18 protein-coding genes are annotated in these 17,455 nt (G+C 64.5%); 6 read left to right on the top strand and 12 right to left on the bottom strand.

Annotated features, from left to right (window positions below):
* Positions 1-119: 119 nt before the first annotated feature.
* From DN412_RS27240 to DN412_RS27195, 10 genes are all read right to left on the bottom strand, one after another.
* The gene (locus DN412_RS27240; protein WP_115214423.1) at positions 120-692 is read right to left on the bottom strand and encodes a DUF4337 domain-containing protein; all 573 of its coding nucleotides are present in this window, start codon (positions 690-692) and stop codon (positions 120-122) included.
* A 298-nt stretch (positions 693-990) separates the two neighbouring features.
* Complete coding sequence (locus tag DN412_RS27235) at positions 991-1,230, bottom strand: hypothetical protein (RefSeq protein WP_115214422.1); 240 nt, start codon at positions 1,228-1,230, stop codon at positions 991-993.
* Positions 1,231-1,241: 11 nt separating this feature from the next.
* Complete coding sequence (locus tag DN412_RS43095; protein WP_133303089.1) at positions 1,242-1,451, bottom strand: hypothetical protein; 210 nt, start codon at positions 1,449-1,451, stop codon at positions 1,242-1,244.
* A 13-nt stretch (positions 1,452-1,464) separates the two neighbouring features.
* Positions 1,465-1,860 carry a PIN domain-containing protein gene (locus tag DN412_RS27230; protein ID WP_115214421.1) on the bottom strand — a complete coding sequence of 132 codons (396 nt, stop codon included), beginning with the start codon at positions 1,858-1,860 and terminating at the stop codon, positions 1,465-1,467.
* Positions 1,857-2,102 (bottom strand): AbrB/MazE/SpoVT family DNA-binding domain-containing protein, encoded by a 246-nt coding sequence (locus tag DN412_RS27225; protein WP_115214420.1) that lies wholly within the window; start codon positions 2,100-2,102, stop codon positions 1,857-1,859. The genes DN412_RS27230 and DN412_RS27225 overlap by 4 nt, the downstream gene beginning before the upstream one ends.
* A gap of 67 nt (positions 2,103-2,169) precedes the next feature.
* Positions 2,170-2,466 carry an IS1096 element passenger TnpR family protein gene (locus DN412_RS45965; RefSeq protein ID WP_115214419.1) on the bottom strand — a complete coding sequence of 99 codons (297 nt, stop codon included), beginning with the start codon at positions 2,464-2,466 and terminating at the stop codon, positions 2,170-2,172.
* Positions 2,467-2,642: 176 nt separating this feature from the next.
* A complete protein-coding gene (gene tnpC / locus DN412_RS27215; protein ID WP_115214418.1) occupies positions 2,643-2,993 on the bottom strand; it encodes a Tn3 family transposase post-transcriptional regulator TnpC in 351 nt (116 codons plus the stop codon).
* A 28-nt stretch (positions 2,994-3,021) separates the two neighbouring features.
* Positions 3,022-6,021: a Tn3 family transposase gene (locus DN412_RS27210; RefSeq protein WP_115214417.1), complete on the bottom strand. Its 3,000-nt coding sequence runs from the start codon at positions 6,019-6,021 to the stop codon at positions 3,022-3,024.
* A 148-nt stretch (positions 6,022-6,169) separates the two neighbouring features.
* Positions 6,170-6,460, bottom strand: coding sequence for a hypothetical protein (locus tag DN412_RS27205; protein ID WP_115214416.1), 291 nt, complete (start codon positions 6,458-6,460; stop codon positions 6,170-6,172).
* 324 nt (positions 6,461-6,784) lie between these two features.
* Entirely contained in the window at positions 6,785-7,690 is a 906-nt protein-coding gene (locus tag DN412_RS27195) for a LysR family transcriptional regulator (RefSeq protein ID WP_115214415.1), read from the bottom strand.
* A 450-nt stretch (positions 7,691-8,140) separates the two neighbouring features.
* Between DN412_RS27195 and DN412_RS27190 the strand changes: the two genes are divergently transcribed.
* The 6 genes from DN412_RS27190 (at position 8,141) to DN412_RS27165 (ending at position 16,510) form a co-directional block, all read left to right on the top strand.
* Positions 8,141-11,179: a xanthine dehydrogenase family protein molybdopterin-binding subunit gene (locus DN412_RS27190; protein WP_279635244.1), complete on the top strand. Its 3,039-nt coding sequence runs from the start codon at positions 8,141-8,143 to the stop codon at positions 11,177-11,179.
* A complete protein-coding gene (locus DN412_RS27185; protein ID WP_115214414.1) occupies positions 11,176-11,991 on the top strand; it encodes an FAD binding domain-containing protein in 816 nt (271 codons plus the stop codon). Before DN412_RS27190 ends, DN412_RS27185 begins: the two co-directional genes overlap by 4 nt.
* Entirely contained in the window at positions 11,988-12,566 is a 579-nt protein-coding gene (locus DN412_RS27180) for a (2Fe-2S)-binding protein (protein WP_115214413.1), read from the top strand. The genes DN412_RS27185 and DN412_RS27180 overlap by 4 nt, the downstream gene beginning before the upstream one ends.
* Positions 12,559-14,169: an AMP-binding protein gene (locus DN412_RS27175; protein WP_115214412.1), complete on the top strand. Its 1,611-nt coding sequence runs from the start codon at positions 12,559-12,561 to the stop codon at positions 14,167-14,169. The genes DN412_RS27180 and DN412_RS27175 overlap by 8 nt, the downstream gene beginning before the upstream one ends.
* Before the next feature lie 3 nt (positions 14,170-14,172).
* Entirely contained in the window at positions 14,173-14,988 is an 816-nt protein-coding gene (locus tag DN412_RS27170) for an enoyl-CoA hydratase/isomerase family protein (RefSeq protein WP_115214411.1), read from the top strand.
* 178 nt (positions 14,989-15,166) lie between these two features.
* Positions 15,167-16,510 carry an MFS transporter gene (locus DN412_RS27165; RefSeq protein WP_115214410.1) on the top strand — a complete coding sequence of 448 codons (1,344 nt, stop codon included), beginning with the start codon at positions 15,167-15,169 and terminating at the stop codon, positions 16,508-16,510.
* 32 nt (positions 16,511-16,542) lie between these two features.
* Here the strand turns inward: DN412_RS27165 and DN412_RS45960 are convergent, their stop codons facing one another.
* Both DN412_RS45960 and DN412_RS27155 read right to left on the bottom strand, forming a co-directional pair.
* Positions 16,543-16,860 (bottom strand): helix-turn-helix domain-containing protein, encoded by a 318-nt coding sequence (locus DN412_RS45960; protein WP_115214409.1) that lies wholly within the window; start codon positions 16,858-16,860, stop codon positions 16,543-16,545.
* A 90-nt stretch (positions 16,861-16,950) separates the two neighbouring features.
* A complete protein-coding gene (locus DN412_RS27155) occupies positions 16,951-17,313 on the bottom strand; it encodes a DJ-1/PfpI family protein (protein WP_115214408.1) in 363 nt (120 codons plus the stop codon).
* Between the last annotated feature and the right edge of the window lie 142 nt (positions 17,314-17,455).

The following is a 17,455-nucleotide window of genomic DNA, read 5'->3' as shown; positions in this document are numbered from 1 at the left end:
ATCGCTCACCACAACACCAACCCCAAGCCGTTCATCTGGACCAAGAGCGCTCGCGACATCTTGCAGAAAGTCATTCGCGCCAACCGCCGCTTAAGTTCCAAACAGAATGGAACACTGCACTAGATGTGGAGCATTGAAAGCACGGCTAGCATGCCTCCAAGCGCGCCGACCCCATACGAAGCCATCTGGAGCCACCGGCGCCGAGTGAGCAGCGTGATCGCCGCCAAGGCAATTGAAACCTGAACTGCAACCACGGCCTGTGCCCAGCGGTGATGATGATGCACGGCCATCTCACTGGCCTCGTCCGCGTCCTTCGCCGCCCGCTCCTGCGCCTCTGCCTTCTGCCGGATCTGCTCTTTCTCTGTCCCGTAGCGCAGCGCTTCCCGTCTGGCGGTGGCTTGGTCCACTCCGGGCAGCTGTGCCGTCAGTTCAGCAATCGCCTGTTTCTGTCCCTTCGCCTGGTAGTAGGCCCATTGGTTGGCCGCTTCGGTCTTGTGAATGGCGGCTTCGTTCTTCAGTAGCAGAGCTTCGTTCTGTGTCGCTCCGCCCTGATACCCGAAGACAGCCCCAGCGGTCGACAAGATCGCTGTCATCACTGCAATGCGACCCGAAAAGCTGTCGGTATGACCAACTTCCGCCGCGTGCTCAAGCGCGTGGTCGTGGGCACCGTGTACGTGAAATCCCTCTGACATTGCTATTCCGCTTCAAAAGAGCCGCTTGACGGCCCAAACGCCCAAGATGAGCACGATGGCGATGACTCCTACCAAACCGTGACCACGCATCAGAGCGCCGACCGTATGGTTGGTCGCGCCGCGTACCACGGCGCCGGCTACCTGGCGATAGACGAATGTCTTTGCGCAATAAATTTCATGCTTTTCCGGTTGGTCAGCCGCCGAGTTTGGTCAGGCGAGCCGCAAGGGCCTGTACAGAGCGGCTGTGTGCCTCTTCCATCTTCTTCATTCGCAGCTCCAACGCTGCTGCGCGTTCGCTTTACCGCTGTTCGATCCCTACTTCCGTCTGGCTCGCTTCAACAATGGATTGAGCCAGGCCATCTACATGGCTTTCGATTCCGACATCGTCGCTGACGCCCAAAATCTGGCAGGCGACCTTTCTGAGGTCGGTGTCGGTCGGACAGATAATCTGGATACCAGCACCTCTGAGCCTGTTCAACGCAAATGCCACATCATTCGCTGTGCCTTCAATGCTCGATCCGTACTGTTTAACTGTCATGAGCTTTTCCTTTACAAATCGCCTCGGGCCTTTGCCCCATCCGCGATCTCGCGCAGAAGGATTCGAGCCACAACGGGTGCCGGTGATCCGCCTAACTGCGTCGATCCCGATCCACTGCTGGAATCAACCGTGACAACTTTTGAATGAACAGTGTAGGTTCCGTCGATAACCTTCCCATCCACTTCCACCGAAACGGCTTCGGCGACCGGCTGACGTTTCATAATTGCTTTTCCCTTATTTTATGAGCCGCATTCCGGCGCCCTTGGCCGCTTTCGTGTCAAACGTCATTGTGTATTCACACTGGGCGTCGTGACACATCCGTTCGATAAGGCAGTCGGCGAAATCGGCCGATGATCCGCCATAAAGGCGCAATGCCTTCCAGACTGTTTCCGCCGATTCGACTACCAATTCTTTCGTCCGTAGCAGCGTCTCGACCACCTTCGTGATTTCATCGCGGTCCGCACCATAAGCCCGTCCCAATACCCACACGACTTCGACGAGGGCCACCTGGGTGACATAACCCGGGGAGTCCGCAGTCAGCGACTCGATCAGTTCGGTTGCCTGCTTAGCCTGCACAGGATCATCTTGCGCGAAGTACCGGACGAGCACATTCGTGTCGAGGCCAATCATCGGGCGGAAGCCCCCTGTTCCGCTATCGCTGCGTTCATGTCGTCGATCGAGACCGGCTTCGCGGGCTTGCGAATAATGCCCTTGAGAGCGGTTACCGAGCGGGTGGCAGGGACCACTTCATAGCGTCCCGTTTGTTCATTGAGCACGAATTCGATCCGGTCCCCGGTAGACAGCCCCAGATGGGTCCGCACATCCACAGGAATCGTGACCTGCCCTTTTGATGTCATAGTTGCAGAAGCCATAGCACCTCCTGATATTTGCATTCCTTACTTTAATGTAAGGAATCAGGAAGGGCAAGCGCATTCTCTCTCACCTTGTATCGGCACCACCACGGCGCAGTTGGAGAGGCCTCCGGGTCACACGCAGCACTAGTTGCCTAGACTGTCCCCCACCTCCTCCATGGCCTTCGCCGTAGCGCCTGCCACGAATGCTGAACGCGAGCAGATGTTCGTCGTCCCAACCCATGACTACCTGGATGACATGGTGCAATTGTCCGAGCGTCAAGTGCTCTGGAACGAGGACGCGCCGCCAAACCGGCGGGCTCAGGCCGCGCAGAGCAATTCGAAGTTGAAGGACGGGGGTCGCCGGCCCAGGATCGGAAGCCATGCGCGCATTGTAGGTGCCTCATTGGCCTCTCGGCAGTGGTCTGGTGGTTTGCCCCCGTTTTGGCGCGGTCTCCCTGCACGTCACGCATCACGATCCTGAGCTGATGGGGTCATGCCGGGATAAGGCCGAAAATGACACATAATCCCAAAAGTAATAAAGATCGCGGCCTTTATGCACTAATTGCGTGGTGCCAATTGCTCAAGCGGCTCGATCTGACGGAGCCAGCCTTGCAGCATCGTGACGATTCGCAGCACTTCGGATAGCGTGTCGAACGCGAGTTCCGGCAAACTTTCTTCGCCGGTCGCGACTGTCATCCCCGCGCCGTTGATGACGGTATGCGCCATCCCATGCAGGCGCAGCAGCATATCGCGCAGCCCATCCTCACCTTGGGCTTCCCCCAACATGGCATCGAGACCGTCCACCATGCGCAGTAGGCTCGTGGTGTCATATGTTTGCTGTGCTTGCAGCAATGCTGCCCGGTCCAGGCGACCGTAGGCCGTCTCGACCGTATCGTCGGAATTGCTCATATCAATCCTCCTGGGTTGTTGTTGCTGCTCAACCATTGCCAGCGTCGGTGCGCGCTCGTTTCACGGCTTGGCGGAACAAGGATTCCTTGAGCCATGGCTCCGGCGGCCGCTTCAAATCGAGGTGATAGTTGCCGAACCGCTTGACACCGGTCGTGCCATACGGGCTCATGAAGGTGACATCGGCCGCGGACACCGGTTTGCCGGCAGCATGGAGTTCTTGCATGATCCGCATCATGTCGACCGTGTTCTGTAGGATCACGGCCGAGGCCACCAGATCGATATAGCGCACGCGCTTCTGCTGCTCGTTCAGATCGTTTTCGGTAATGACGTCGCCGCCGAAGTCGAGCCACTTGGTGAAGGCGTGATACGACTCGATCTTGTTGGTCGTCGCCGTAACTTCCTGTCGCATTTCCTTCTGCGAGATCCAGCGCAGCAGGTAGACCGTGCGCAGCACGCGACCGAGCTCACGCGCCGCCGCAAACAGCCGGTTGTGCCGGCCCTCGTGGCTCAGCTTGCGAAGCAACATTGGCGACATGACGCGGCCGGCCTGGATTGAAATCGCCACCTGCATCAGATCCTTCCAGTGGCTGCGGATCAGCTGCCAATCGATGACATCGCTGAACAGACGGTCGATGTGCTTGTAGCGGCTGCCCTTCTCTGCCTTGTAGAAGCGCAGATCCTTCCAATTGCGGATGCGCGGCATCAGCTGGATGCCGTTCAGGTAGGTAAATGCAAAGACGGCTTCGGATTGGCCGTGTGTATCCGAATAGACGGTGTCGGCCTGGACACTCAAGCCGGCTTTCAGTAAGCCCTCGATGACATAGATGGCCTCCAGCACGCCTGGCGGTATGAAGTGGCGGAACACCGCGATGTAGTTGTCGGCCACATGCCGGTAGGCCACGGCACCCATGCGGCGGTAACGGAAATGCATGCCGACCAGCAGGTTCTGCTCGTAGACGTCGTACTGAGTGCCATCGGCGGCCACCTTCTTGCCTTCGCCCCACAACTTTGGCAAATCAAGCCGCAGATACAGCTCGGTCAGGTCACGGCAAGCACCGTCCAGCTGCTCCAGGCCCATGTGGCGCTGATTCACGTACGACAGTTGATGTGGCGTCACGCCGTTCGACAAGTGTCGCGCCGCCTGGCTAGGGCCCAGGTTGCAACCCATGGCAAAGACAGTAAGCAGATAGCGTTCGCGCGCGTTGCGCAGTTTCGGATCATCGCCCGACTGCGGCCCGAAATGGCGGGTGAACCCAGTCCAGTGCTCGATGTTGGCGAGGATGTCCAGTAGGTTGCGCGGCACGAGACGGCTGTCGATGGCGGCTTGCAAGGCAATGGCCGAGGGAGGTATTTCGCGCGCCACGACGCGTGTGAGCGTGGGCTCGCCGCTCGGGCTGATCGTCACGTCGCCGGCGTGCTGGGGGAATTCACTGTCGACCTGTTCGGCCGTCTCCGTCAGCAGCTTCTTGAGATTGTCGACGAAACCTTGCGCATCGGACGCTAGACCGATCCGATCGCAATAGTCCTGGAGCAACGCCTGACATTCCCCCCAAGGCATCAATTGCTGACGAAGGTCGGAAAAATTGCCCGATCCTTCGATGCAGACGTCGCCGCAGCGTAGGTCGCCGGCGAGATGGGAAAACACGCACACCTCCAAGTAACGCCGATTCGTCGGGTTGCCCAAGGTGACCGAACGACGCACCAGCTTTCGCCAGCGCTCGGAGGCGAACGACAAATCCACTTCGTCGGCGAGCCATTCGGTCTTGCGCTGTTCGTTCTGCAGCACGACATCCAACGCCTTGAGCAGTCGGCGGTCTTCGGTCGCCGCGACAAAACGCAGCCCTTTCGCCATCTGGAACATCGCCGCACGCCAGGACTTGAAAGGCTTCCACAGCAACGGCAAGTGATTGCCGTCGCTCCAGACGCGGATTGCTTCGCAATCGGCCTGCAGCTTGTCCAGATCGCCGTGCGGTGCCAGCAGCGCGCGCACGCGCTGGCCGGTCCGGGCGTCGTCCAGGGACTCGGCCAAAATGCCGATGACTAGCTCGAGCGCGGCAACCAGTTCTTCACTCAATTCGCGCTGTCGCGCCTGGATGAGAGCGAGTTCTTCCTTGGCACTCTTGTGGATCGCCCCCATGCGGCGGATGAACATTTCCGCGATGTCGTCGCGCGCACCGATGCGCATCTGGCGGATCAAGGCCAGGATCAATGCGTGTCGCCTGGAGGGCCGGAAGTCCTTCATGTCACCCGCGTCGAGGGCGGATGCCATATTGGCCAAGTGTTTCAGTTTGGTGGCCGGAACGCAGTCGAGTAGCGTGTCGTTGTCAGGCAGCGATTCGAGCCACTTCAACTGGTCCAGCACGAGATCAAGGTGTTTGCGCGTCGCCTTTTTTGCGGATCGCTTGATCTGCTGATAGTGCGAGCGCCGCGCCGGCAACTCGGTTTCCAGCAGTTGATCGAGCCATTGGCGCTGGTCGGCGGACAGGCGCTGCTCGATGTGGCGATGGAGCGTGGCTTCGGCCACGGCATGGGCCTGTTCCGCGATCTCATCGAGCGTCCGGAAGGCCGGCAGTTCGTAGCCCAGCCGAACCAGTTCTTCGATCGTGATGTTGATGATGTCCACGCGTGTGTCCACCACGCTAGCGGCTTCCTCGGCAAGTCGGTTCGCGACGAGGCGCGTCTGGGCATCGGTATACGGCTTGATGCCCAGCGAGGTACGGATCACCTTGTGATGGCGATAGAGCGCGGTATGCGCAGCGGGATAGGTGATGCGCTGAACCGGTGCCATGCCCAGGCAGGCCGACACGTGCTCGACGACTTCGGAGGGCACCGCCTCCACTGCCGGAAAGTGGCGCAGGTATTGGAAACACTTCAGGTTGACCAGAAGCGCAAGACGCCGTTCAGCGGTGCGCGCGAAGCCTTGCGCCCACTCGATTTCCTCTGGGCGCGGCGTGAACGAGGCCTGCAGATCTTTCAGCGTGAGGGTACGCGGAAACCGAGGATAGGCAGTTCGTTCGATGCTGGCCATGGCAAGGGACTCCCCATCCGGGATCGGTGGACTTGTTCGGTAAGGCGCTTCGCGAGGTTGCGCGGAACCCGCTCGAACTGACCAGAATAGGCAGTCGATGCCGGAACGCCAAGCCTGCGGCGCTGCCTGCCACCACGCTGGGTTGGAGTCAGAGAACCGGTCGGCGCGCCGATTCGATTCGAAGCCGCACAATCAGGTAGTGGCGGTCGCTCATCGTCTGTAGGAAACAGCAGGTGATGCCCTCTACGAGCGCGATGGCGAAACGCTCCGCGCGCGCCGTCTCGCTGGTCGCATCGAGCCAGTACACGACCTGATCCCACGGGACGAGTCGCAGCGGTTTTGACGCGCTTTCTCTGGAACCGATGCCGCGGAACACGTTGCGCACGAGCAGCGCCTTGGTCGGGGCGGGGAAGCTCTGGTCGCGATGCCATTGCTCCATGGCTGCAAGCCGCCGTGGCGGTGTGTTACCCGACAGCCTCTCGGCAGGGGTCCGCAAGCTACTGCACGACGCTGTCGGCTGGCAGAAAACCGGTCCAGCCGACGTCTCTAGGTCAGGCCAAAGGCATAAAGGCCGGGTTTTTTATTACTTTTTGGCATATGTGTCATTTCCGGCTTTATCCCGGCACGCCCCCCTGATGGCCACGCAGAACTTCAACCTGACCTTCCCGATCTGCGACACGCTGTTCGGCACGCGCAGCGATGCGCCGCGCGAGGTGCGCAGACCGGTGGAAGGCCGGCGGTAGCCAGGGCCACTGCGCCAGGATCAGGCTGGCGTTCCGGATACCCTGCGGATCTCCTCGGCCACGATCGCGATCAGCGCGTCGGCGGCCGTGCTGAGCGGGCGCTGCGGATGGCTCACGCACACCAAGTGGCGCACGATGCGCGGCGCCAGGATCGGGTACATGCGCAGCCGGCCCTCATCCACCGCGCGCTGCACCACGATGCGTGGCAGCACCGTGGCAAAGCGCGTGGCCTCGACGAACTGCACGATGGTGCCGAGGATGTCGATCTCGAATTTTGGCTGCAGCGTGACGTCTTCTTTCTGCGTCGCGGCGTCCAGCACGCCGCGCAAGCCATGGCGTTTGGTGGGCAGCACCAGTTCCAGCCCGGGCAGCTTGGTGAGTTCCACCGCCGCCGGCAGTTCCGGGCCATGCTCGGCGCTGGTGACCAGCACCATTTCCTCGTCGTGCAGGGATTGCACATGGAGCGAGAGCTTGCCACGGGGCTTATGCACCACCGCCGCGTCGAGCTGGCCGGCGGAGACCAGGTCGATCAGCGTGGCGCTGAACCCGTCCGCGACCGATACCTCCACATTCGGGTAGCGCGCGTTGAAGCGCGCCAGCGACCCCACCAGCACGCTTTCCGTTTCCGACGCCACCATGCCGATGGAGATGCTGCCGGCCACCTGCTCTTCGCGTTGCATCAGTTGCTGCCGCGCATTGGCGAGGTCCCGCGTGATCGGCAGGAACAGCCGGTACATCATGCGGCCGGCGGCGGTCGGCACCATGCCGTGCGGGATGCGATCGAACAGCTTCTGCCCGAACTCTTCCTCCAGCTTGGCGATCTGCATGCTCAGCGCCGGCTGCACGATATTCAGCCGCTTGGCCGCGCGTGTGACGGAGCCATCTTCGAACAGCGCGATGAAGTACTGGATCTGTCTGAGGTCCATGCTAAGTGGGTCGATTCGGTATCAACGAATTTGTATAACGGGGCTGAGCGTATCAGCTTTTTTGTTGCGACAGGTCTCGGAAAACCTGGCCGATATCTAGGGAAAACCCTTTGTCTGTGATGCTGTGAGGCCGCACGCACCCACTAAGGACCGCCCTGTCTTGCATCATCAGAATTGATGAACACAATCAAAAAACAATATTAGAACTGATACAATATTCTCACTAAGCTCCTGTTCAACGTTGCATGAACCGGCGGATTCGCCCACCGGATCCGGCTGCAGAACGGAGTCAGGAATGAGAACAAACGATGCTGGCGGCATGACCGGCACGACACAGGAGACAGTGGCAGCGGGCGTTTGCCCCGCGCCGCGACACGCTTTCCCGTGCCGGCCCACAATCCCCGCTAACCAGATGGACCGCCCGGGTCCCGCCACGCGGGAGGACCGGTCATGAGCGACAAGCGCAGCCTGCCGGCAGCAGCAGCGGCCCTCCACCTTGAATGCGCTGCGGCCGGGCGCCAGCGTCACGTGGGCCGCGCGATGGAGCGGCTCGAGGACGCCGCGATCCTCACCGGCCGTGGCCGCTATGGCGACGACCTGGGCGTGAAGCCCGGCACCCTGCACGCGGCCATCGTGCGTTCCCCGCATGCGCATGCCGAACTTGGCACCATCGATGCCACCGCCGCGCTTGCCGCGCCGGGCGTGCACGCCGTGCTTACCGGCGCCGACCTGGCGGCCTGGTCGCGTCCCTTCGTGGTCGCCGTGAAGTCGCCAATGGAGCAATGGGCGCTGGCCATGGACCGCGTGCGCTATGTGGGCGAGCCGGTGGCCGTGGTAATGGCCGAGAGCCGTGCCCTGGCCGAAGACGCGCTCGACCTGGTGCGCGTCACTTACCGCGTGCTGCAGCCGGTGGTATCGATCGAAGCCGCGCTGGCCGACGAGGCGCCCATCCTGCATCCCGGCGTAGGCGCAAATGTGGTGAGCGACCGCCACTTCCGCTACGGCGAGCCTGAAGCCGGCTTTGCCGCGGCGCCGCACCGGGTCACGCTGACCGCGCACTATCCGCGCAACACCTGCACGCCGATCGAATGCGGCGTGGTGATTGCCGAGTTCCTGCCCGGTGACGAGGGCTACGACGTCACCTCCAATTTCATGGGGCCGTTCTCGCTGCATGCGGTGATGGCGATGGCGCTCAAGGTGCCGGCCAACCGGCTGCGCCACAAAGCCTCGCGCGATTCCGGCGGCAGCTTCGGCGTGAAGCAGGCCGTGTTTCCCTATGCGGTGCTGATGTGCCTGGCGTCCCGCAAGGCCGGCGCACCGGTGAAGTGGGTGGAAGACCGGCTCGAGCATCTCAGCGCCGCCACCTCCGCCACCGCGCGGCTGTCCACGCTGGAAGCCGCGGTGCAGGCTGATGGCCGCATCGTGGCGCTGTCCTATGACCAGGTCGAAGACTGCGGCGGCTACTTGCGCGCGCCGGAGCCCGCCACCTTCTACCGCATGCACGGCTGCCTGACCGGCGCCTACGACATCCCCAACCTGCTGGTGCGCAACCGGGTGGTGATGACCAACAAGACGCCCACCGGCCTGGTGCGTGGCTTTGGCGGCCCGCAAGTTTATTTCGCCCTGGAGCGGCTGGTGCAGCGCATCGCGACGCAGCTCGGCCTCGATCCGCTCGATGTGTATCGCCGCAACTTTGTTGCCGCCGATGCCTTTCCCTATCGCGCCGCCGCGGGCGCGTTGCTGGACTCCGGCAACTACCAGCTGGCGCTGGCGCGCGCGCTGGAAGAAGGCGGCTACTCCGAGCTGAAGTGCCGCCGCGAAGCCGCGCGCGCCGAGGGCCGGCTGTATGGCATAGGCTTTGCCGCCATCGTCGAGCCGTCCGTGTCCAACATGGGCTATATCACCACCGCCATGCCGGCCGAGGCGCGCAAGAAGGTGGGGCCGAAGAACGGCGCCATCGCCAGCGCCACGGTCAGCGTCGACCTGCTCGGCGGCGTGGTGGTCACCATTGCCTCGACGCCGGCCGGGCAGGGCCATATGACCGTGTGCGCGCAGGTCGTGGCCGACGTGCTTGGCGTGGACCCGGCCGACGTGGTGGTGAACGTCGAGTTCGATACCCACAAGGATGCGTGGTCGGTTGCCGCCGGCAATTACTCTAGCCGCTTTGCCGGCGCGGTGGCCGGCACCGTGCATCTGGCCGCCGAGCGGGTGCGCGACAAGCTGGCGCGCATCGTGGCGCCGCAGTTCGGCTGCACGCCTGCGGAGGTGGTGTTCGAAGACGGCCGCATTGCCCGCAAAGGCGCGCCCAAATCCGGCCTGCCGTTCACGCGTGTAGCCAGCAATGCGCCGCACTGGTCACCGCAGCAGCTGCCGGCGGGAGAAGAGCCTGGCCTGCGCGAGACGGTGTTCTGGTCGCCGCCCAACCTGGAAGCGCCGGATGAGAACGACCGCATCAACACCTCGGCCGCCTACGGCTTTGCCTTCGATATGTGCGGCGTGGAGATCGACCGCGCCACGGGGCGCGTGCGTATCGATCGCTACGTGACCGCGCACGACGCCGGCACGCTGCTCAACCCGGCGCTGGCCGATGGCCAGATCCGCGGCGCCTTCGCCCAGGGGCTGGGCGCGGCGCTGATGGAGGAGTTCCGCTATGGCGCCGACGGCAGCTTCCAGTCCGGCACGCTGGCCGACTACCTGATGCCGACCACCTGCGAGGTGCCCGATCCGGTGATCGTGCACCTGGAAACGCCAAGCCCCTTCACGCCGCTCGGCGCCAAGGGCCTGGGCGAGGGCAACAACATGAGCACGCCCCCCTGCATCGCCAACGCGGTGGCGGACGCGCTCGGCGTGCAGGACATCCGCCTGCCGCTGACCCCGGCCAAGGTGATGGCCATGGTGGGCTTCGACGATCCGCCACCGTCGCGCCCCGAATTGCTGGAAGCCATACGCGAGGCCGCCGTGCCCGCGGCCCGCAAGGGCAGTGGCAAGGCGCTCACCGCGCGCGGCTCGGTGGATCTCGACGCCACGCCCGAAGCCATCTTCGCCGTGCTGCTGGACCCGCAGGCGCTGGCCAAGGTGGTGCCCGGCTGCCACGCGCTGGAGCGCACCGCCGAGAACCACTACCGCGCCGACGTGACGGTAGGGGTCGGGATGATCAAGGCGCGCTTCGAGGCGGAGATCGCCCTGTCGGACCTCGATCCCCCGTGCCGGCTGCGGCTGGCGGGCGCCGGCATGTCCTCGCTGGGCAGCGCGCGCGGCGCCGGCCTGGTGGAGCTGGTCCCGCATGGCAGCGGCACGCGCCTGAGTTACGACTACGAGGCCGAGGTATCCGGCAAGGTCGCCGCCGTGGGCGGACGCATGCTGGAAGGCGCCGCCAAGGTGGTGCTGCGCCAGTTGTTCGAATCGCTCGGCCGCCAGGCCGCCGGCAAGCCGGTACGGCCGCAAGGCTGGCTTGCCCGCCTGCTGGCCCGTTTGGGAGTCCGTCGATGAAACCATCCGCTTTCGATTACCTGCGCGCCGAAACCACGCAGCACGCGCTCGATGCGCTGGCCCGTGGCGGCGAGGGCACGCGCGTGCTGGCCGGCGGCCAGTCGCTGATGGCGGTGCTCAACATGCGCCTGGCGCAGCCGCAACTGCTGATCGATATCTCGCGCACCGCCGAGCTGAACACGGTGCGGGTGGAAGACGCTCACCTGGTGGTGGGTGCCGCGGCCACGCAGGGCAGCGTCGAATGGCGCGCCACGCTGGCCGACGAGGTGCCGCTGCTGGCCATGGCCTTTCCGCATATTTCGCATTTCCAGATTCGCAACCGTGGCACCGTGTGCGGCTCGGTGGCTCATGCCGATCCGAGCGCCGAATTGCCCCTGGTGCTGACCGCGCTGGGCGGCGAGGTTGTGCTGCGCGCCGCGCGGCGCCGCCGCGTATTGCCGGCGGCCAGCTTCTTCCAGGGCATGTTGATGACGGCACGCGAGCCCGACGAGCTGGTGGAGGCGGTGCGCTTTCCGCTGCGGCGCCCCGGGGCGCGCTACGGCTTTGCCGAATTCTCCGCGCGCCACGGCGATTTTGCGCTGGTGGCCTGCGCGGCCACCGTGACCGATGACGCCATCGCGCTGGCGGTTGGTGGCGTGGCGGACCGGCCGGTGCTGGAAACCTGGCCGCGCCTGCAGGGCAAGGACCTGGAGGAGGCCATCAACGATTTCAGTTGGAAACTGGGCGCGCAGGACGACGCCCATATCAGCGCGCAGTACCGTCGGCACCTGGTGCGGAAACTGGGCATGCGTGTGATCGAGGAGGCAAAATGAGCAAGACCACCAAGGGCGCCGAATCCGGCAAGCCCGCCGAGGTGATGCAGCGCCAGGAGCGGCGCCGCATTACCCTGACCCTGAACGGCCGCGAACGCAGCGGCTATTGCGAGCCGCGCGAGCTGCTGTCGGATTTCCTGCGCCACGAGCTCGGCGCCACCGGCACCCACGTTGGCTGCGAGCACGGCGTCTGCGGCGCCTGCACGGTGCGGGTCGACGGCGTAGCCGCGCGCTCGTGCCTGATGCTGGCCGTGCAGGCCGAGGACCGCGCCATCGATACCGTCGAAGGCCTGGCGCCGGCCGAGGGGCTAAGCGACCTGCAGGAGGCCTTCCGCCGCCACCACGCGCTGCAGTGCGGATTCTGCACGGCCGGCATTCTGATGTCGTGCGCGGACTACCTGGAACGCGTGCCGGAACCCAGCGAAGCGCATGTGCGCGACATGCTGTCCGGGCACCTGTGCCGCTGTACGGGCTACACCCCCATCGTGGCCGCCGTGCTCGACGTAGCCGCGATCCGTGCACGGGCTCGCCATGCTGCTGCCGGCGTAGTTATCGAGGAGGCCTGCGATGCTTGATCTCGGCCGCACCTTCCTGCAGAGCGTGGAGCGCAGCCCGCATGCGCCCGCCATCGTCGATGGCGACCTGATGCTCACCTATGCGCAGTGGTACGAGCGTATCCGTTGCGTCGCGTCCGGCCTGCGCGAGATTGGCCTGGAACCAGGCGACCGCCTGCTGGTCGTATTGCAAAACCGCTGGGAAATGGCCACGCTGCACTGGGCCTGCCAGTTCGCCGGCATCGTGATGGTGCCCCTGAACTGGCGCGCCAAGCCGGAGGAGCTTGATTATTGCGTGCAGGATGCCGCCGTCAAGGCGCTGGTGTTCGAGCCGGTCAGCGCCGATGCCGTGCTGGCCAGCCCTGCGGCGCAGGCCGTGCCCTGCATTGCGCTGGACTGCGCGGCGGGCGGCTCGATGTCGTTCGCCTCGCTGCTGGACAGCGTTGCGTTGCATGACGCCCCGGTGGCCGAAGCGAGCGCTGTCTCGCTGATGCTCTACACCTCGGGCACCACCGGCAAGCCCAAGGGCGTGCCGCGCCGGCACCGGCAGGAGCGCGCCGCCGCGCTCGCCCACGTCGCGCAGAACCTGTATCGCCATGGCGAGCGCACCCTTGGCGTGATGCCGCTTTACCACACCATGGGCGTGCGCTCGCTGCTGGCGATGGCGCTGGTGGACGGCCTGTTCGTCTGCGTGCGGCGCTGGAACGCCGGGCAGGCGCTCAAGGAGATCGCCACCCACCGGATCACCTGCCTGTACCTGGTTCCGACGCTGTACCACGACCTGCTGGCCGATCCGGGATTCGATCCCTCGGCGATCCGCACCGCGACCAAGCTCGGTTTTGCCGGCGCGTCGATGAGCGACGGCCTGCTGCGCCGCCTTGCGCTGGCCTTCGAGCCGGAGCTGTTTGTGAACCACTACGGCTCATCCGAGGTGTACACCTTCAGCATCGACCAGCGCGCCACCCGCAAGCCCGGCAGCGCGGGGCGCGCCGGCATCAACACGCGCCTGCGCGTGGTGCGCCTGGACGCCCGCTCGCCCGACGATCTGGCGGCCACTGGTGAGGAAGGCCAGGTCATCGCCGACCTGCGCGGCGATGAGGCCTTCGAAGGCTACTGGAACCGCGACGACGCCAACGCCAAGTCGCTGCGCGACGGCTGGTACTTCACCGGCGACACCGGCTACTTCGACGCCGAGGGCGACCTCTTCGTCAGCGGCCGGGTCGACGACATGATCATCAGCGGCGGCGAGAACATCTCGCCGGTCGATATCGAGTCGGTGCTGTCGCTGCATCCGGCGGTGGAAGAAGTGGCGGTGGCCGGCGTGCCAGACCCGCGCTGGGGCCAGAAGGTGGTGGCCTTCGTCAAGTCGCGCGGCAACGTCGATGCGCAGGCACTGGATACCTACTGCCGCGGCTCGGACCTGGTGAACTTCAAGCGCCCGCGCGATTACGTCTTCGTGGAGGAGATCCCCAAGTCGCCGGTCGGCAAGATCCTGCGCCGCAAGCTCTCCGCCGGCGAGTACGAGCCGGCCTCGCATTCCCGCAATCCTGACCTCAATCTCAACCCCAACCCCAACCCCAACCAGGCAGCGGACGCCACGCCTGTCGACACGATCAAGGAGTAAGACATGACCCAGGTAACCGAACTGATCCATCCCGACCAGCAACGCCTGCAACAGCTCGACGGCTTCTCCGTGGAGATCAATGCCGCGCGCGAGCGCGCGGACATCATCCTGCACCGTCCGCCGTACAACGTGATCGCCATGGCGGCGCGCGACCAGCTGCGCGCTGCCATCGAAGCACTGGATGCCGACGAGCGCGTGCGCGTGATCGTGCTGCGCTCGCAGGGCGAGCATTTTTCCAGCGGCGGCGATATCAAGGGCTTCCTGGAGGCCTCGCCCGAGCACGTCTCGCAGTTGGCCTGGAACGTGGCGGCGCCGGCGCGCTGCAGCAAGCCGGTGATTGCCGCCAACCGCGGCTATTGCTTCGGCGTGGGCTTTGAGCTATCGCTGGCCTGCGACTTCCGCATCGCCACCGAGACCACGCAGTACGCGCTGCCGGAGCAGAAGCTCGGGCAGATCCCTGGCTCGGGCGGCTCGGCGCGCCTGCAGAAGATGGTAGGCATCGGCCGCACCAAGGACATTGTGATGCGCTCGCGCCGTATCTCGGGCAAAGAAGCCTACGAGTGGGGCATCGCGGTGGAATGCGTGGCCGACGCCGAGCTGGAAGCCGCCACCGATGCGCTGGTCGACGAGCTGCGCGGCTTCTCGCCGCTGGCGCAGCGCACCGCCAAGAAGCTGCTCAACGACACCGAGGATGCGCCGCTGTCGATCGCCATCGAGCTGGAAGGGCATTGCTACAGCCGCCTGCGCAGCTCGGACGATTTCCGCGAAGGCGTGGAAGCGTTCCACGGCAAGCGCAAGCCGGCGTTCCGCGGCAGCTGATGCAAATCGCGGGCGCGCCGGCAAGGCCGCCCGCATCCCGGACGAATTGACCGGATAACGATGCCCGCTGCCACGGCGCAAGCATCGCGGGGGAGCGCTCGCCTGCCGGCAAGGCACCGCCCGCGCGCCATCGCTGCCGTAATGATCCAAGCAGAGATCCAAATCAAAGGAGACAACAATGGAAGCCGTAGCAAAGAAGAGTACAGAGACGATCAGCGAGCCGCTGCCAGCGGCGGGCAATCGCCAGGTGTTTGGTGCCGTGACGGCGTCATGCATGGGATGGGCGCTGGACCTGTTCGACCTGTTCATCCTACTGTTCGTGGCGCCGGTGATCGGCAGGCTGTTTTTCCCGTCGGAGCACGCCATGCTGTCGCTGGCGGCAGTGTATGCGTCTTTTGCCGTGACGCTGCTGATGCGTCCGCTCGGCTCCGCGATTTTCGGCTCCTATGCCGACCGCCACGGCCGCAAGGGCGCGATGGTGGTTGCGGTTACCGGCGTTGGCTTGTCCACGGCGGCGTTCGGGCTGCTGCCCACGGTGGGACAGGTGGGCCTGCTTGCGCCAGCCTTGTTCATCCTGCTGCGGCTGGTACAGGGGATCTTTGTCGGCGGCGTGGTGGCATCCACCCACACCATCGGCACTGAATCGGTGCCGCCGTCCTGGCGCGGCGCCGTCTCGGGGCTGGTTGGCGGCGGTGGCGCCGGTATCGGGGCACTGCTGGCTTCCATCACCTACATGGCAATGACCGCGCTGTTTCCCGGGGATGCGTTCGACACCTGGGGTTGGCGCTGCATGTTCTTCTCCGGCATCATCAGCTCGGTGCTCGGCCTATTCATCTTCAATTCGCTGGAGGAGTCGCCGCTGTGGAAGCAGTTGCAGGCGGCCAAGGGACATGCCGCTCCGGTTGAGAACCCGTTACGTGTCCTGTTCTCCAGCAAGTACCGCGGCGTCCTTGTTGTCAACATCCTGCTCACGATCGGCGGTGGCAGCGCCTACTACCTGACCTCAGGCTATCTGCCGACCTTCCTCAAGGTCGTGGTGAAGGCACCGGCGGGCGCATCCGCGGCCATCCTGATGGCCAGCAGTGTCGGCGTTATCGTGGCATCGATATTTGCCGGTCACCTCAGCACGCTGATTGGTCGCAAGCGATCCTTCCTGCTGATCGGCGCCTTGAACGTCGTGCTGCTGCCGTTGATCTACCAACGGATGCCCGCGGTGCCGGATGTCACCACGCTTGGCATGTATGCCGTGGCGCTGGCGATGCTGGGCAGCATGGGCTTTGCTCCGATCCTCATTTTCCTGAACGAACGGTTCCCCACCAGCATCCGTGCCACGGGGACTGGCCTGTCATGGAATATCGGCTTTGCCATCGGCGGCATGATGCCGACGATTGCGTCGCTGTGCGCGAGCACCCCTGCCGACCTGCCAAAAGTGCTGGGGATCTTCGTCGCGGTGGTCACTGCCATTTACCTGGCCGGTGCGGCGATCGTTCCGGAGACCGCCGGCCGCCTTGGGGAAAAGTGAGGGTGACTGCGCAGTTTGGGAAAACCGGCCGTTCAGGACTGTCGCAGGACTGGACGGTCAGGCATCCCTTCGTGCGCTGGCATGGGCCTCGACGGCGCCACTGCGTCCAGGCGCTGTTTTGCCCAGTTGCGATAGGAGCTCGGGCTCATGCCCTCGAACTGGAAAAAGGCACGCCGAAAGCTGCTTTCGTCCTCGTAGCCACTCCGCAGGGCAACGCGCTTGATGCTGGTGGCCCTGCCTTCGAGCAACACGCATGCCGTCTCCAGCCGGATGCGCGTGATGAACGCTTTCGGCGACTCGTCGACGAGCGCCGTCAGGCGGCGGTGCAGCGTCCGCTCGCTGGTTGCCAGGGTCGCGGCGAGGCTGCCTGTTCGTGATTCCTCCCGGCATGCCGCGCACGGCCTGTTCGGCCTTCAGCAGGAACGGGTCGCGCGAGTTCACTAGCCCTTGGGGGCATACAAGGATTGCTGGAGCGGTGTGTTGTCGACGACGGCGAAGTCCGCTGCAATGCGGGCGGCTTGCGGCCCCGCAAGCCTGCTGATCATATGTAGCGCCAGGTCGATCCAGGACAACGGGCGGCCTCCAGCGCTGATCACCCGGTCATCTTCCAGCAAGGCCGAGCCCCATACGACATCCGCCCCGGGAAAACGGTGCTTCAGTTCCTCATGCAACCACCATGTCGTGGTGCAGCGCCGGTCGTTCAGCAAGCCTGCTTCGCCCAATACAAATACACCCGCGCACGAGCCGCCGATCAGCGCGCCATGCGCGTGCTGGTCCCGCAGCCATGCGCCAGCCTCGCGCATCCCTGCGAGCAAGGAGGCAGGCTGTCTTCGCCCGGCACGATGCCGGGAATCAGCACCGCATCGCAACGCCCCGCGTCCGCGAGCGCCCAATCCACCTGCTGCAGGCGGCCATGGCCGTCGCGAAGGGGCAGCCTCGTCACGT

It is taken from the genome of Cupriavidus lacunae (genome assembly GCF_003353055.1).
In the GTDB taxonomy this organism is placed as follows: Bacteria; Pseudomonadota; Gammaproteobacteria; order Burkholderiales; family Burkholderiaceae; genus Cupriavidus; species Cupriavidus lacunae.
This window is presented reverse-complemented; position numbering and strand designations above follow the sequence as displayed.